Annotated in this window: 16 protein-coding genes; 8 read left to right on the top strand and 8 right to left on the bottom strand. The window is 70.7% G+C overall.

Annotation, left to right across the window (positions count from 1 at the left end; genetic code table 11):
* Nucleotides 1-6: 6 nt before the first annotated feature.
* Nucleotides 7-963, bottom strand: coding sequence for a carbohydrate ABC transporter permease (locus ACFO60_RS06870; protein ID WP_380838336.1), 957 nt, complete (start codon nucleotides 961-963; stop codon nucleotides 7-9).
* A 77-nt stretch (nucleotides 964-1,040) separates the two neighbouring features.
* The gene (locus ACFO60_RS06865) at nucleotides 1,041-2,312 is read right to left on the bottom strand and encodes an ABC transporter substrate-binding protein (RefSeq protein WP_380838334.1); all 1,272 of its coding nucleotides are present in this window, start codon (nucleotides 2,310-2,312) and stop codon (nucleotides 1,041-1,043) included.
* 784 nt (nucleotides 2,313-3,096) lie between these two features.
* Here ACFO60_RS06865 and ACFO60_RS06860 point away from each other — a divergent pair.
* Both ACFO60_RS06860 and ACFO60_RS06855 read left to right on the top strand, forming a co-directional pair.
* Complete coding sequence (locus ACFO60_RS06860; RefSeq protein WP_380838332.1) at nucleotides 3,097-3,681, top strand: cellulose binding domain-containing protein; 585 nt, start codon at nucleotides 3,097-3,099, stop codon at nucleotides 3,679-3,681.
* Nucleotides 3,682-3,853: 172 nt separating this feature from the next.
* A complete protein-coding gene (locus ACFO60_RS06855) occupies nucleotides 3,854-4,225 on the top strand; it encodes a ClpX C4-type zinc finger protein (protein ID WP_380838331.1) in 372 nt (123 codons plus the stop codon).
* A gap of 55 nt (nucleotides 4,226-4,280) precedes the next feature.
* On the opposite strand, the gene ACFO60_RS06850 is transcribed toward ACFO60_RS06855, so the two are convergent.
* The 6 genes from ACFO60_RS06850 to ACFO60_RS06825 all read right to left on the bottom strand — a co-directional run bounded on the left by ACFO60_RS06850 (nucleotide 4,281) and on the right by ACFO60_RS06825 (nucleotide 10,556).
* Nucleotides 4,281-4,931, bottom strand: a complete 651-nt coding sequence (locus ACFO60_RS06850) for a formylglycine-generating enzyme family protein (protein WP_380838653.1) — start codon at nucleotides 4,929-4,931, stop codon at nucleotides 4,281-4,283.
* 172 nt (nucleotides 4,932-5,103) lie between these two features.
* On the bottom strand, nucleotides 5,104-5,943 hold the full coding sequence (locus tag ACFO60_RS06845) for an alpha/beta fold hydrolase (RefSeq protein WP_380838330.1): 840 nt from the start codon (nucleotides 5,941-5,943) through the stop codon (nucleotides 5,104-5,106).
* A 182-nt stretch (nucleotides 5,944-6,125) separates the two neighbouring features.
* Nucleotides 6,126-7,367 carry a glycoside hydrolase family 1 protein gene (locus ACFO60_RS06840; RefSeq protein WP_380838328.1) on the bottom strand — a complete coding sequence of 414 codons (1,242 nt, stop codon included), beginning with the start codon at nucleotides 7,365-7,367 and terminating at the stop codon, nucleotides 6,126-6,128.
* Nucleotides 7,368-7,522: 155 nt separating this feature from the next.
* A complete protein-coding gene (locus ACFO60_RS06835) occupies nucleotides 7,523-8,902 on the bottom strand; it encodes a BNR repeat-containing protein (RefSeq protein WP_380838327.1) in 1,380 nt (459 codons plus the stop codon).
* Between the two features lie 240 nt (nucleotides 8,903-9,142).
* Complete coding sequence (locus ACFO60_RS06830) at nucleotides 9,143-9,595, bottom strand: hypothetical protein (RefSeq protein ID WP_380838326.1); 453 nt, start codon at nucleotides 9,593-9,595, stop codon at nucleotides 9,143-9,145.
* Between the two features lie 67 nt (nucleotides 9,596-9,662).
* Entirely contained in the window at nucleotides 9,663-10,556 is an 894-nt protein-coding gene (locus tag ACFO60_RS06825; RefSeq protein WP_380838324.1) for an RpnC/YadD family protein, read from the bottom strand.
* A 488-nt stretch (nucleotides 10,557-11,044) separates the two neighbouring features.
* On the opposite strand from ACFO60_RS06825, the gene ACFO60_RS06820 reads away from it, so the two are divergent.
* The 6 genes from ACFO60_RS06820 to pcaG all read left to right on the top strand — a co-directional run bounded on the left by ACFO60_RS06820 (nucleotide 11,045) and on the right by pcaG (nucleotide 15,822).
* Complete coding sequence (locus ACFO60_RS06820) at nucleotides 11,045-11,884, top strand: CoA transferase subunit A (RefSeq protein WP_380838322.1); 840 nt, start codon at nucleotides 11,045-11,047, stop codon at nucleotides 11,882-11,884.
* Nucleotides 11,881-12,060, top strand: a complete 180-nt coding sequence (locus ACFO60_RS06815) for a hypothetical protein (protein ID WP_380838321.1) — start codon at nucleotides 11,881-11,883, stop codon at nucleotides 12,058-12,060. The genes ACFO60_RS06820 and ACFO60_RS06815 overlap by 4 nt, the downstream gene beginning before the upstream one ends.
* Nucleotides 12,060-12,809, top strand: a complete 750-nt coding sequence (locus tag ACFO60_RS06810; protein ID WP_380838320.1) for a CoA-transferase subunit beta — start codon at nucleotides 12,060-12,062, stop codon at nucleotides 12,807-12,809. The genes ACFO60_RS06815 and ACFO60_RS06810 overlap by 1 nt, the downstream gene beginning before the upstream one ends.
* A 120-nt stretch (nucleotides 12,810-12,929) precedes the next feature.
* Entirely contained in the window at nucleotides 12,930-14,111 is a 1,182-nt protein-coding gene (locus tag ACFO60_RS06805; protein ID WP_380838318.1) for a thiolase family protein, read from the top strand.
* 204 nt (nucleotides 14,112-14,315) lie between these two features.
* The gene (gene pcaH / locus ACFO60_RS06800) at nucleotides 14,316-15,131 is read left to right on the top strand and encodes a protocatechuate 3,4-dioxygenase subunit beta (RefSeq protein WP_380838651.1); all 816 of its coding nucleotides are present in this window, start codon (nucleotides 14,316-14,318) and stop codon (nucleotides 15,129-15,131) included.
* Nucleotides 15,132-15,246: 115 nt separating this feature from the next.
* Nucleotides 15,247-15,822: a protocatechuate 3,4-dioxygenase subunit alpha gene (pcaG, locus tag ACFO60_RS06795; RefSeq protein ID WP_380838317.1), complete on the top strand. Its 576-nt coding sequence runs from the start codon at nucleotides 15,247-15,249 to the stop codon at nucleotides 15,820-15,822.
* Nucleotides 15,823-15,837: the final 15 nt, after the last annotated feature.

Below are 15,837 nucleotides of genomic sequence, written 5' to 3'. Positions count from 1 at the left end.
GCTCCCTTATGCCCTCTCCGGGCGGATCCGGGTGGACAGCAGGTAATTGAGCCCGGCGAACGCGACGACCATGACGAACAGCGCCACGCCGATGGCCGCGGCGTAACCGAACTTGAACTGGGTGAAGCCCTGCTCGAACAGGAAGAGGGTCAGCGTCTGGCACTGACGGATCGGCCCGCACGTGTTCGGCGCGCTCCGGGAGATGAGCAGGGGCTCGGTGAAGATCTGCAGCCCGTAGATGGTCGAGGTCACGATGGTGAAGACGATGACCGGCCGCAGCGCGGGGATGGAGATGTGAATGAACTGCCGCAGGCTGCCGGCGCCGTCCACCGCGGCCGCCTCGTAGATCGTCCGGGGGACGGCCTGCAGCGACGCGAGGTAGAGCAGCGTCGTGTAGCCGAACCACCGCCAGGTGACCATCACGGCGATCAGTGTGTGGCTGCCCGGCACCGACTGGATGAAGTCGATGTGCTCGAAGCCCATCAGGCCGAGCAGCCAGTTCAGCAGCCCGTAGTCGCGGTCGAACATCTGGGCGAAGACGATCGCGGTGGCGGCCACCGACGTGATGTACGGCACGAGCATCGACATGCGGAAGAGCACCGCGAACCGCAGCCGGACGTGGTTGAGCAGGTGCGCCAGCACGAGGGCCACCAGCAGCTGCGGCACGGTCGACAGCGCCCAGATGCTGACGGTGTTGCGCGCCGCGTTCCAGAACCGCACGTCCTGGAGCAGCCTGCTGAAGTTGTCCAGGCCGACGAACACATGCTCGCCGATCGGGTTCCAGTTGAACAACGCCACATAGAACGTGAACAGCAGCGGGATGAGGCCGAAGATCGCGAAGAGCGCGAAGAACGGGGTGATGTAGGCGTAGGGGGCGAGGAACTCGGTGAGGCGGCCCCGCCTGGCCACCACCGGCGCCGGCGGAGGCGGGGCCTTCTTGGTGAGGCTGATGCTCGTCGTCACGGGCGTGGTTCACTTCCCCGCCGCCGGTGCCGGGCGTCCGGGACGCCGGGCGCCGGCGGCGCTCGTGGCAGAAGGTGCTAACTGCCGATCGCGTTCTTGATGTTGGTCACCGCCGCGTCCCATGCCTTCGCGGGATCGCCCTTGCCCTGCTCGACGTTCTGGATGGCGTTGGTGAACTCCGTGCCGATCGTGGTGCTGTCCGGCCCGATGAGGAACGGCTTCAGGCCGAGCAGCGAGTCGGTGTAGATCGTGCCGATGGGCGCGCCGGAGAAGAACGGGTCCTTGACCGAGGTGAGCTTCGGGTCCTTGTAGACCGACGGGGTCGAGGGCAGGGACCTGGCCTGGGAGAAGTGGTTGAGCTGGCCCTGCGGCGACTGCGTGGCGGCGATGTAGTCCCAGGCGGCCTTCGGGTTCTTGGCGGCCTTGGGGATGGCGAGGAAGCTGCCGCCCCAGTTGCCCGAGCCGCCGGGGATCGTGGCGATGTCCCACTTGCCCTTGGTGTCGGGGGCGTTGTCGCGGATCGCGCCGAGCAGCCAGACCGGCGCCGCCACGACGGCGAAGTCCCCCTTCTTCATCGCGGCGCTCCAGCCGTCGGTGAACGAGCTCTGCTTGGCGGTGATCCCGGCGGCCACGGCCTTGAGCGCCTGGTCGAAGGCGGTCTTGACCTGAGGGCTCCGGTCGTACACCGCGTTGCCCGAGGGGTCGTAGTACTTCTCCTGCCCCTGGTTCACCACCTGCGAGTAGACGCTGATGGCGGCGTTGTCGATGAACGCCTTGCCGGTGGCCGCCTTGTACTTCTTGCCGGTCTCGATGAAGGCGTCCCAGGTGGGCCAGAGCTTGCCCACCTCCTCGCGGTCCGTCGGCAGCCCGGCGTCCTTGAACAGGTCGGCCCGGTAGGCGATGGCCATGCCGCCGACGTCGGTCGGGATGCCGATGATCGAGCCGTCCTTGGCCGTGGACTGGCTGATCACCCAGTCGAGATAGTCGCCCTTGATCTTGTCGGCGCCCATCGTGCGCAGGTCGACGAAGTTCTGCGGCTGCTGGACGAACTTGGGCAGGTCGTCGCCCTGGATCAGCACCAGGTCGGGCACCTTGCCGCCGGCGAGCGCGGTGGTGAGCGCCTGCGCCGTCTCCTGCGCGCCCCCCACCTCGGTCAGCTTGATCTGGATGTCCGGCTTGATCGCCTTGTACTCCGCGGCGGAACCCTTGGCGTTGATCCCGGTGAACGACCAGAACTCGAACGACTTGGCGTCCGATCCAGCGGAGGGCGTCCCGGCCGGCGAGCCGGAACAGCCCGCCACCGTGAGAGCCGCGGCGAGCGCGGCCGCTGAAACAATGCGGAACTTCACGGCGACCTCTTTCACTTGCGCGTGGTCAGGAAAGATGTGGCCGGCAGAGCCGGTGCGGGCGGCGTTCGCCGGCGCATGGCCGGGCGGACGCGCCTGGACCAGGCCTTGGATCGGGGCGAGAGGGGGGCGCTTCGCGCCGAGCGCGCCGCGCCTGCTCCAGCCGGGCGGTCTCAAGACGTCCGGCCACGACGTCGGGGCAGAGTGATGCGGCGTGTTCTGTGCTCCTTACGTCTCGGTCGCGAGACCGACCGAGACCCGACCAGAGCCATGCGGCACAGGCCGGATCCCGCGTCAGGAGGGCCCGCGTCCGAGCCCGCGATCGTCGCGCCGACCTGGCGTTCCGGGAACCGCCTCCGCGGAATAGCGGAGAGACCGAAAGTTTCGAGCGCCACGCCGATCGTTATCTGGGGACATTAGGCCCGAGTCGACTCAAGCGTCAATAATCCTGTCGCAATACGTCGGAAACATTTCGCGGCTTTCCGCCGGAAGTTCAGAGCCGCAGTATGTGGACCAGGTGGGCCGCGCTCTCACAGGAAGAACGCCCCGATCCGGCCGCTCAGCAGCACCGGCGCTCCCGTGGGACCGATGCAACTTTCACGCCGCCTCCGGCGGCCATGCGCGTGGAGCAGCGAATCCTTCACCGGCGAACGTTCCGCACGGCACGCCACATTGACCGTCCACCGAAACGTGACGTAATCGGACCACATCCGTTATGCGAGACCACACCCGTTCTCCGACACCGCACCTCGGTGAGCGACCACCCGCCCGGCACAGGAGGTCCGACATGCAGGCCGTCCCCTTGAAGACTCGCCGGCGATGGCGGGAGGCCCTCCTGGCCCTCACGCTCGTCGCCTCGGGCGTCACCGCCGCGACGCTGACCGTGGCCGGTCCGGCCTCCGCCGCCGCCGGCTGCCGGGTCTCCTATGTGGTGGCCAACAGGTGGCCAGGCGGGTTCACCGCGAACGTCACCATCACCAACCTGGGCGACGCCGTGACGAACTGGCGACTGACCTGGTCCTTCACCGCCGGAGAGACCATCGCCTACCAGTGGAACGCCGTCTACACCCAAAGCGGCGCCGATGTGAACGCCGTCAACGTCTCCTACAACGGCTCCCTGGCCACGGGCGCGAGTACCTTGATCGGCTTCATCGCCAACTCGTCCGGCGCCAACCCCATGCCGTCCTCCTTCGCCCTCAACGGCGTGAGGTGCGGCGGTCCGGCCGTCCCCACACCGTCGCCCAGCGGCGACCCCGTGCCTCCCCTTCCCACCCCGTCGCGCACCCCGACCGGCGACCCCGCTCCCCCCATTCCCACCCCGTCACGCACTCCCACGGGCGACCCCGTTCCCCCCACTCCCTCTCCGAGATGAGCTGGGAAACCGGGGAAAGCGCCTTCGGTCACGGAACGGCTCATTTCATGATCGCCACGGCCTGAGTGCCGCCCACGCGCGAGCGAGCCGTGTAACGCACACCACTTGTCAGGGAATCCCTGACAACCTAAGGTGTGTCAGGAGATCCCTGACACACCTTAGGAGTGTTGCCGTGACAACGTCCGACGCCCTCGCCGGACTCGCTCAGTGCTCCTTCTGCGGCAAGCCGCAAACCGAGGTCGGCAGGCTGGTCGCCGGCCCCGGCGTCTACATCTGCGACCAGTGCGTGGCTCTCGCCACGTCGGTCATCGACCAGAGTCTCGCCGACCCCGCAGCCCTCCAGGTGCCCGTCTGGGAGTCGTTGACGGACCCGGAGATGCTGAGCCACATTCCCCGCGTCGCCGCGCACGTCGACCAGGCCGAGACCGACCTGCGCTCGTGGGTGCAGGAACTGCGCCGGCGCGGCGTCACCTGGAGCAAGATCGGCGAAGCTCTCGGGATCACCCGCCAGTCCGCATGGGAGCGATTCTCCGGCGAGGAGTGACACGACCCGCGGCGGGGTCGGGTGGACCGCGGCATCGGCGCCGGGGCCATCACGCTCAGGCGGGAACGGAGCGCGCGAGGCGGAAGCCCACGTCGTCGATCTGCAGGTCCGGGTGGCTGCGGCGCCGTACCGAGGCGCGGCAGCTCCAGGACTCGTCGAACCACCCGCCGCCGCGCAGCACCCGATAGGCGCCGTACACCTCGGGATCGTAGAGGTCCCAGCACCACTCCCAGACGTTGCCCAGCATGTCGAACAGGCCCCACGTGTTGGGCCGCCTGCCGCCCACGTCGTGAATCCGCTCGCCCGAGTTGCCGCGATGCCAGGCGATCTCGTCCAGCTCCCCGTACCGGGCGCCGGTCGTGCCCGCACGGCACGCGTGCTCCCACTCGGCCTCGGCCGGAAGCCGGTACCCGTCGGCGGACGCGTCCCACTCGACGCCCTCCGCTCCCGCTTGGAGGCGGTAGGCCGGCGTCAGCCCCTCGCTCTGGGAGAGGGCGTTGCAGAACCGGACCGCGTCCCACCATGACACGCCCTCGACGGGCAGCCGGTCGCCGCGCGCGGTGCCCGGCCACTGGCCGGTGACCTGCGCATACAGCGACCGGGTGACCGGGAACGCCGCGAGCCGGTACGGCGCGAGCTCGACCGGCCAGCTGCGCCGCGTCCGCCGGTCGGACAGGGTCACCCGTCCCGGCGGGACGGCGATCATCTCGGTTCGCTCGCTCACGCCCATGGTCGGGCGTCTCCGGCAGGGCCGGTCCCCGGCACGGCGCGGACGGTCGTCCCCGGCACGGCGCGGCCGGTGATCCGCGGCTCCGGCCGGGAGCGCCGCGCTCGCGGCTCGGCAGGCGGAGGCGCCGCACCCGGCCGGGGACGGATCGTCATCCCAGGAACGCGGCGGTGGTCGCCACGAACTGGCCGGCGTCGTCGAGCCACGGGAAGTGGCCGCCCTTGGGCTGAACGACGAGCTTGGCGTTCGGGAACAGCTCGGCGAACGCGGCCATGGCGGGCGGAGGGGCGGCCACGTCCGCCTCTCCGGCGAGCAGCAGGACCGGCGCGCCGAAGGCGGCGAGCGCCGCGCGGGTGATGTCCGGCGTGAAGGCGCCCTCGCCGGCGTAGGCGCCGGCGGCCTCGTCGTTCCGCTGCTCGTCCTCGGCCGCGTGATGGGCCTGAGCCTCCGCGTCCCATCTGCCGTACCAGAACGGCACGATGGCCTCCCAGTCGCCTCCGGCGGCCCGGCCGGACGTGACCGCCTCCAGGGCCGCGTAGGCCGCGGGGAACCAGGGTTCGTCCCGGCGGTGGCGCGCGGCCTGAAGCCGGGCCTCCCCGGTCACGGCGACGCCGGCGGCCATGGTGCTCGGGGTGATCAGGGCGAGCCGGTGGACGCGCTGCGGGTGGCGGGCGGCGTAGAGCACCGTGAGGTTGGCGCCTCCGGAGTGCGCGAGCAGGTCCATCCGGTCGAGGCCGAGGTGCTCGCGCAGAGCCTCGACGTCGTCGACGAGGCGGTCGCAGCGATAGGAGGAGAGGTCCCGCGGGATCGCGGACCCGCCCGTGCCCCGGAGATTCAACATGATCAGCTGCCGGTGCGCGGACAGACCGCCGAGGTCGCCGAGGTAGACCGGGTCCTGCATCGGACCGCCCGGCACGCAGATCACCGGGCTCCCTTCGCCGTGCACCTGGAAAGCGAGCTCGGTTCCGTCATACGCGGCGAAGGCAGGCATTGGCAGATCCTCTCAGCGACCTTTCGGCCGGGCAACCGAATTTCGGCCGGTCAGGTCGTGCGCCGGATCTGGGCGCGTCCCCGGCACTTCGCCGTCCCTGGTGCACCGGGCCCCGGCGATGAGCGAGGCCACGACATCGAGGCGACATCGGGCGGGCCGCGCAAGAGGCCGGTAGGAGGTGGTCAGGATTCCGGGAGGCGGCCGGTCCCGGCGATGGCGCCGTAGGCGCGGGCGCTGGGTTTGACCGTGCGCTCGAAGGTGGTGCGGTCGACGGAGACCAGGCCGAAGGTCGGCCGGTAGCCGAGGAGCCATTCGAAGTTGTCCAGCAGGCTCCAGTGGAAGTACCCGCGCACGTCGACGCCCTCGTCCATGGCACCCTTCAGCGCGCGCAGGGCACGGGTGATGTACTCGGCGCGGCGGCTGTCGTCGGCGGTGGCGACGCCGTTCTCGGTCACCAGGATCGGGGTGCCCCCGGTGATCTTCGCGGCGTTCCTGACCGCGCCCGCGACGGCCTCCGGGTAGTACTCCCATCCGATCTGGGTGGTCTCCGCGCCCTCGGGAACGGGAAGCGGGCCGTGCGGGCCGATGAGCTCGCGGGTGTAGACCTGCACTCCGACGAAGTCGTCCCCCTTCGCGGCCTCCAGGAAGACGTCCTGCCGGGGACGGGCCCACGCGGCGGCGACCTCCTCCGCGCCGTCGACGGGCTGGTGGTCGACCGCGCAGACCGTCCAGCCGCACGCCAGGCCGGGCACCGACCTCAGCACCTCAACAGCTCTGCGATGAGCGATGACGAGCGCCTCGGTGGTGGCCGGGCCGGGAACGGCGGGTCCGCCCTCCGCGCCCGGCGTCGCCCGCGCGGCGCGCGCCGGGTCCAGGTCGTACTCAAGCATCGCGGCGAAGTTGGGCTCGTTGATCGTGCAGACGTGGCCGACGCCTTCGGAGACGACCGGCAGCACGGCCTCGGTGAAGCGCGCGAAGCGGTCGGCCGCCGCCGGGCCGGTCCACCAGCCGGACCGGCGGAACCAGCGCGGGACGGTGATGTGCTGAAGTGTCACCACCGGCGTGACGCCGCGCTCGTGACAGCCCTCCACGACGCGGCGGTAGTGGTCGATGGCGGCCCGGGAGAACCGGCCCTCCTCCGGCTCGACGCGGCTCCACTCGACGCTGAAGCGGTAGGCGTTGAGCCCGAGCCCCGCCAGCAGGCCGACGTCCTCGCGCCAGCGGTGGTACCCGTCGCACGCGTCGCCGCTCGGCTCGGCGAAGACGGAGCCGGGGGCGTGCTCCATCTCCCAGAAGTCGCTCGCGACGTTGCCGCCCTCGATCTGGTGCCCCGCCGACGACGCCCCCCACAGGAAGCCGCTCGGAAAGGTCCCGCTCCGGTCAGACCCATCCGTCCCTTGCCGCGCGCTCAGCCCTTCATGCATACCTGGTCATTAGGCCCACTCCCGGCGAATGTCAACATGCCCCCGGCGGGCGCGCCCCCGGACCGGAAAGCATGCCACCAGGTCGCGCGGAATCTCTCGATCTCGGTCGCCAGGTCGGTCCCGATCTCCGTGAGCGCCGAGCACGAGAGCGGGAGTCAGGGGCCCGTGGCCCAGTCCTGAATGTCGATCTTCCTACCGCCGTACTGCGGGGCGAAGATCGTGAGAAGGTCGTCGTCGCGCAGGTGGGCATGGTCGAGCAGCGGGTCGGAGTAGTAGATGGCCGCCGAGGTGTATCGCAGCGCCCAGTCCGACCATCCCGACGCCTTGGAGGCCGTCTGGATGTGCAGCTTGTGCGTCTTGCTGTCCCCGCTCACGACGTACAGGTCGTCGCCGGAGTCCACGCCGATGTCGCCCCGGCTCGAACGCTCCAGGAACGGCGTGTAGGTCTGGTGCCAGCCTCCGGAGACGTCTCGGTAGTAGTGGACCAGGACGGCGCTCTCGCGCGCGGTCGTGAAGTCGCTCTGGCTGGGCGCGTTCGCGGGCAGGTGCGAGGCCAGGACGTGGACGACTCCCGTGGAGTCGACCACCTGCGATTCCTGGTTGATGAGGCCGCGGTTCTGCCCGATGCTCCACACCCGCACCCCGGGCGAGCCCGAGGTGATCGACGTGGCGCCGGTGGTGGCGATGACCGCGCCCGAGTTGTTGCGCCAGGTCCGGCCGAGGTCGGCGCTGTAGGCGTACATCAGGTCGTGGTTGGTGGCGGCGTTGGACGTCTCCCGCCAGGTCCAGGTCATGTGCAGGCGTCCGGCGCGGTCGTACTCGATGCCGAACAGGTACGCGTTCTGGTCGCGGGTCACTCCGTCGAGGAACTGCCCGAGGTAGGTCCACGCCCCGCCCGCGTACTCGTACAGCACCTGGTTGCCCGCCCCGCTCATGCCGGTGCGCAAGGTGAGCTGCAACCGGTCGCCGGGCGCGTCGATGAACGCGGGATAGGTGACGGTCGTGACGGTGGGCCCGGTGAGCTGGGTCTGCGGCGGCCCGAAGCTCGCGGCGGTCCAGGGGAACCTGGCCGGGTCGTTCGCCAGGCCCGTCACCGACCTGCGGTAGTGCAGCGTGCTCGAGTGCATGTCGAACGCCAGGTGGATCGTCCCGTCGGCGCGGGAGATGCCGAGGCTGATGACATTGTGCGAGTCGGTCGAGGTGGTCGTGTAATCGGTGAGGGTCAGGATCTGCCAGCCGCCGGAGGGCAGTTGGCGCCGGGCGATGTTGACGTGCGAGGCGGAGTCCCAGAAGACGGCGTACTGCCAGCCCCGGTAACTGGTGATGCCCTCCTGCTGGAAGGACTCACCGTTCATGTACCCGGTGTAGGTGAGGGCTGGGTTGCCGTTGGACGTCAGCAGTGTCGTCGCGCGCGGGGTGACGGTGGGGGCCGCGGCCCGGGCCCCGGGCGCCGGCCCGGCCACCGCGCCGGCGACGGCCAGCAGAGCGAGAGCGATGAAGCGCGGCAGGAGGCGGACGGCGGGTCGTCTCGGCATGGCGGTGGCTCTTCCTCTGGGGACGGAGCCGGGCGGCACCCCGGAAGCTAACCACGCCCTTGACCCCCGTCAAGCCCCCGCCTTGCCCCCCGTCATACCGACCCACCGCACCAACCAGCCGACCACCGAGGCCCGACCTCTTCACCCACCGCACCAACCAGCCGACCACCGTGGTCTGACCTCTTCACACCCACGGCATCAACCGGTCGGCTACGAGGCCCGACCTGTCTCCTGATCGGCCTACATGCCTGGATCGACCGGTTCCTCCCCTGCCGGAAGTTCCAGGATGGATCCTCCCTCGCCCGGCGGCTTACGCGGACGACCGGGACGCCGGTCCCACTGGGCGCCGAAGGCGACGATGTCGGCCCGCGCCCAGAGCTTGCCCGCGGCCAGGACATAGAGGGGCGCGGGAAAGTCCGGGCGCTCGGCGAGCTGGTGCACGCGCGGCCGGGAGACGCCGAGTATCTCACCCGCCTCGACGGCGCCGACGAGGTCGCGACGACCCGGTTCCCGGCCGACGAGGTCGGCGAGGGCGGCCAGCAGCAGTTCGGCGGTCTGCCAGTCGCGACGGCCGTCCTCGCCGAGCCGGATGGCGAGCTCGGTGACCTCGGCGGCGGTGTGGCCGAGAGCTCCGGCGATCGACTTGGCGGCCAGGAGAAGATCACGGCCGCGCGGGGTGTTCCTGGCGTCCATCACCCAAGCATCTCAAAACCCTATAAGCATCGCAATAGTTGATCCCGTGCACCTCGGTCGACATGCGTCAGCGGAACAGGTCCTCGACGGTCTGTGCGGTGGCCGCCCGCTGAATCCACTCGTCGAGCCGGGCGGCCTCGGTGCTGCCGAGAATGCGCTGCCGAACCTCCTCGGAGACCGCGACGCCCCGAGCCCCCAGCAAGATGAGAACAGCCTCCGCCTTCCCCTCCGCCTTGCCCTCCGCCTTGCCCTCGACCTTTCCTTCAGCCTTGCCCTCGGCGACGTATTTCTTTGCGAAGTCGCTTTGGTACTCGTATGTCCCGGTAGCCATAAGAACCTCCATATGCTTTCGAGCCGCCTCAGGGAGCGTCATCAGCACGAAATCAGCGTACAACCGGGCGTGCTCATCGTCGATGACGCCCAGGGCGGCCATCAAGGCCTCCAGGATCGGCTCAGCCTCGAGATCACCGCCATGCGCCACCGCCGACAGCACCGCCAGTTCCGGCGCCCGGACGGCTGCCGCGCGGTCGGTCACCACCGGGACCGCCTTGGGACCGGCGACCATCGGGATCAGCCGCCAGCCCGGGTGGCCCATGTCGATCGGAGTCGCGCACCACCGCGCGATGCCGGTGTCGGTGCAGACCACCAGCAGGATGGCGGGGCAGCGCTTACTCGCGCGAACCGACGCCAGGTACATCGGCCAGCTCCATCGCTTGTCCGGATCGCGGCCGCGCTGAACTTCCACCACCACCGCAAGGACCGGTTCGCCACCCGACGACAGCACCACCACCGCATCGGCGCGATACTCCGTCGGCGAGCACTCCGTCAGTTCTCCCGGCTCGATCTTGGCCTCGTTGTGGTCGGGCACCGCCACGGCCAGCGCCTGCCCCAGCAGCTCGGCGGCCAGAGCGGGACGATTTTTGAATAGAAGAATCAACGCCTCGTGTTCCAGATATGACATGGCGGCGACATTACAGGAATGGCAAAGCTCGAACAAAACTTCGCCATAATCGACGGCAGAACTGACGGTTCCCGGCATTGCATTTATTTCACGATAATCGTCTAGTACGTCGCATTATTACCGTATGCGGGCCCTTCATCCAGGCGCCCTCGACGCCGCCGGAAATGTAGGCGGCCATGACGTCCTCGGCCTTGGCGTCTCGTTTCTGGCGGTCGTCGACCAGAGCGTTCAACGGGCCCGGACGCGAGCACGGCCCGCCCGGGGTGGGCGAGGGCGGATACCAGCACGGTCGGGCGAATCGAGGCACTCGGCGCATGGGCGGACATGCCCTGTCCGGACGCGGCCGGCACGGCGAGAGGCCTTGCGCCCATGGACTTCACGAAGGTCGAGAGCACTATAATGAACAAAAGTTCGCCAGGCGAACAACAGTCGGGCATTCTGCGGTGCGTCTACGATGCACGGCCGGCGTCGGCGCGAGGGCGAGGGACATGGCTGACATCCGTACGCTGCCGGAAGCGGTGGCGGAGCTGATCCACGACGGCGACGCCGTCGCGATGGAAGGCTTCACCCATCTGATCCCGTTCGCCGCGGCCCACGAGGTCATCCGGCAGGGGATCACCGACCTGACCCTGATCCGGATGACTCCCGACCTGATCTACGACCAGCTCATCGGCGCCGGCCTGGTCAAGAAGCTGGTCTTCTCCTGGGGCGGAAATCCGGGGGTCGGCTCGCTCCACCGGTTCCGCGACGCCGTCGAGAACGGCTGGCCACGTCCGCTGGAGGTCGACGAGCACAGCCACGCCGGAATGGCCAACCGGTACGTCGCCGGGGCCTCCGGCCTGCCCTTCGCCGTGCTGCGCGGTTACCGCGGCACCGACCTGGCGCGCCGCACCGACACCGTCGCCACAGTGACCTGCCCGTTCACCGGCGAAGAGCTGGCCGCGGTCGCGGCGGTCAACCCCGACGTCACCGTCATCCACGCCCAGCAGGCCGACCGCGACGGCAACGTCCAGTTCTGGGGTCTGACCGGGGTGCAGAAGGAGGCGGCACTGGCCGCCCGCCGGGTGCTGGTCACCGTCGAAGAGATCGTCGAAACGCTACGGCCCCGCCCCGGCGGCGTCGTCCTGCCCGGCTGGGCGATCACCGCGGTCGCTGAGGCGCCCGGCGGCGCCCACCCGTCCTACGCGGCCGGCTACTCGGTCCGCGACAACGACTTCTACCAGGCGTGGGACCCGATCTCACGCGACCGCGAGAGGTTCACCGCCTGGCTCAGGGAGACCATCACGGACACCGTGGGGGCGCCGAGCGAGGACGCCCCTGCCCGATGACCCTCCGGAGTAGCCAAGGACCCCCGAACGTCAGCCCGGACACCGCGGCCAACCCGACCACCACGAGCGGCATCAACACCACAAACAACCCGAACGGCCCGGACACCACGAACACCACGGACGGCACGAACACCACGGACGGCACGATCGTCATGAGCAGAGGAGCGCCCGCCTGATGAGCGACTGGACGCCGGACGAGGTGATGACCGTCAACGCGGCGCGCGCCCTGGCCGGGGCGCGCACCTGTTTCGTCGGCATCGGCCTGCCGAGCACCGCCGCCAACCTCGCCCGCCGCACCTGCCGCCCCGGCCTCGTCCTGATCTACGAGTCCGGCGCACTGGGTGCCAAACCGAGCCGGTTGCCGCTGTCCATCGGCGACGGCGAGCTGGCCGACACCGCCGACGCGGTCGTGTCGGTGCCAGACGTGTTCAACTACTGGCTGCAGGCCGGGCGCGTCGACGTCGGCTTCCTCGGCGCCGCCCAGATCGACCGGTTCGCCAACATCAACACCACCGTCGTCGACCGCGGCCCGGACCGTCCCGAGGCACGCCTCCCCGGCGCCGGCGGGGCGCCGGAGATCGCCGCCGGCTGCGGCGAGGTGCTCATCGTGCTGCGCCATTCGACACGCAACTTCGTGGACCGGCTCGACTTCACCACGTCGGTCGGCCACGGCGCGGGACGCGGCGACCGCGAGCGCCTCGGCCTGCGCGGCAAGGGCCCGGTCGCCGTCATCACCGACCTCGGCATCCTGCGCCCCGATCCGGAGACCGCCGAGCTCGTCCTGACGGACCTGCACGCCGGGGTGAGCGTCGAGCAGGCCCGCGCCGCCACCGGCTGGCCGCTGAAGACCGCCGGCCACGTCGCCACCACTCCGCCGCCGACCGGCGACGAGCTCGCGACCTTGCGCGCCCTCAAGGCCGCCTGAGATGACGGCGACACACCAGCCCCACAACGACACGCCGCTACCTTTCACGACAAGCTGGGACGCGGCCGGTGCCGGCCGCCGCGGGCCGGGCATGATCGAGTTTCCGGAGGAGGGCCGCACATGAGTGACGTGTACATCGCCGACGCCGTCCGCACCCCGTTCGGCAAGTACGGCGGCGCCCTGTCCGGGGTCCGGCCCGACGACCTGGCCGCCCACGTCGTGCGGGCGATCGCCGCCCGCAGCCCCGGCCTCGACCCCGCCCGCATCGACGACGTCTTCTTCGGCAACGCCAACGGCGCCGGCGAGGAGAACCGCGACGTCGCCCGCATGGCCGTCCTGCTGGCCGGGCTCCCGGTCACCGTCCCCGGCACGACGGTCAACCGGCTGTGCGGCTCGGGGATGGAGGCCGTCATCCAGGCCGCCCGCGCCGTCGCCTCCGGGGACGCCTCCATCGTCGTGGCCGGGGGCGTCGAGTCCATGTCGCGCGCGCCCTACGTGCTGCCCAAACCCGAGCGGGCGTTCCCGGCCGGAAATCAGGAGCTGTACTCGACCACCCTCGGCTGGCGCATGGTGAACCCGCGCATGCCGCCCGAGTGGACGGCCGCCCTCGGCGAGGGCGCCGAGCTCATCGCCGGCAAGTACGCGATCAGCCGCGAGCGGCAGGACGCGTTCGCCCTGGCCAGCCACGAGAAGGCGGCCCGCGCGTGGAAGGACGGCGCCTTCGCGGGCGAGGTCGTCCCGCTGGAGGGCGCCGGGCCGCCGCGCGACGAGACGATCCGCGACGACACCTCCATGGAGTCCCTGGCCCGGCTCAATCCGGCCTTCCGCCCCGACGGCGGCACCGTCACCGCCGGCAACTCCTCTCCGCTCAACGACGGCGCGGCCGCGCTGCTGCTGTGCGACGAGGACGGGCTGCGGGCCATCGGCCGCGAACCGCTCGCCCGCGTCCGGGCCTCGGCGGTCACCGGCATAGAGCCGCGGTACTACGGCCTCGGCCCCGTCGAGGCGGTGCGCCGGGCGCTGGCACGCGCCCGGAAGGATCTTGACGACCTCTCGGTCTTCGAGCTCAACGAGGCGTTCGCGGCACAGGCCCTGGGATGCCTGGGCGAGTGGCCCGGCCTGGACCCGGCCATCGTCAATCCGCGCGGCGGCGCCATCGCCATCGGCCACCCTCTCGGCGCGTCCGGAGCGCGCCTGGCCGGGGCGGTCGCCCACCAGCTCGCCGCCGCCGGCTCAGGAACCGGCCTCGCGGCGCTGTGCATCGGCGTGGGGCAGGGCATCGCCCTGGTCCTGGAAAGGTAGCGACGACATATGCCCACAACCCCCGATCCCGCCCCCGGCACGACGCGCGACACGCCCGTGCCCGGCACGCACGCCGAACCCGCGACCGGCATGGGCGATGAGCCCCTGCCCAGCGCACGCGACGAGTCCACGACGCCCGGCACGCAGGCCGAGCCCACGCCCGGCACGCAGGCCGAGCCCACGGCCGGCGCACACGCCGCGCCCATGTCCGGTGCGTACGTCGGGCCCGCTCCCGGCGGTCCCGGACGCGCCGCGGCTCCGCCCACTCAGGAGACCATCAGTGCGGAGATCGCCCAGGCGCGCCAGGACTACGTCAAGGCCGTGGAGGGCGGCGCGGCGCGCCGCGACCACCCCGAACGGGGTTACGCGCCATATCGCAGCACCGTGCTGCGCCATCCCCGGCGACCGCTGGTCACCCTCCGCGACCCCGAGGCGGTGGAGCTGAGCGGCCCGGTGTTCGGCGTCACCGACGTCACCGACCTGGACGCCGATCTCACCCTTCAGCACCACGGGGAACCGCTCGGCGAGCGCATCCACGTCACCGGGCGCGTGCTGGACGGGGCCGGCCGGCCGGTGCGCGGGCAGCTGGTCGAGATCTGGCAGGCCAACGCGGCCGGGCGGTACGCCCACCAGCGGGACCGGCATCCGGCGCCGCTGGACCCGAACTTCACCGGCGTCGGCCGCTGCCTCACCGACGACGAGGGCCGGTACGCCTTCACCACGGTCAAGCCGGGCGCCTACCCGTGGCGCAATCACGACAACGCCTGGCGGCCCGCGCACATCCACTTCTCGCTCTTCGGCGCCGCCTTCAGCCAGCGACTGGTCACGCAGATGTACTTCCCCGGCGATCCGCTCTTCCCCCTCGACCCGATCATGCAGTCGGTGACCGACGACGCCGCCCGCGAGCGCCTCGTCGCCCGCTACGACCACGATCTTTCGATTCCGGAATGGTCGCTCGGATACCGATGGGACATCGTCCTGTCCGGCCCCTCCGCCACCTGGATCGAAGAAGGCCGATGATCCACCCGCCCTCTTCCGGTCCGCCATCGCGGCGGCCCCTCCGGAACCGGCTCGCGCGGCCGGCCGGTGCGCCCGCTCCGCTTCCGTCCATCCCCCGACCGATCGAGGAGGCCCCATGACGCGGCCGCCCACCCCGTCGCAGACCGTGGGTCCCTTCTACGGCTACGCCCTTCCGTTCGCGAAGGGCGGGGACATCGCCCCCACAGGGCACCCTGACACCTTCACCCTGCACGGCAGGGTCTACGACGGAGCAGGTCAGCCCGTCCCCGACGCCTTGCTGGAGTTCTGGCAGCCCGCCGCCGACGGGTCGCGGGCCGGGGCTCCCGGATCGCTGCGCCGCGACCCGGTCTCGGGCGCGGTCGTCGGCCGCACCGGCGTCGACTTCACCGGGTTCGGGCGCGTCGCCACCGACGCCGACGGCCACTACACGGTGCGCACGCTGCCGCCGGGCGGCGGCGTGGCGTACATCTCGGTGTGCGTCTTCGCCCGTGGCCTTCTGCACCACCTGTTCACCCGTGCCTACCTGCCCGAACTCACCGACCCCGCCACCGAGCCGCTGCTGGCGTCCTTGCCGCCGCGGCGGCGGGCCACGTTGCTCGCCGTGGCCGAACGCGAGAAGGTCTACGCGTTCGACATCCGCCTGCAGAACGACGGCGACCACGAGGAGACGGTGTTCCTTGCCTTCGACTGAAAGCACGGCTCTCCC

The sequence above is a fragment of the Sphaerisporangium dianthi genome, assembly GCF_042654065.1.
Lineage (GTDB): Bacteria > Actinomycetota > Actinomycetes > Streptosporangiales > Streptosporangiaceae > Sphaerisporangium > Sphaerisporangium dianthi.
Note: the sequence above shows the minus strand (reverse complement) of the source record. Positions and strands in the feature narration are given on the sequence as shown.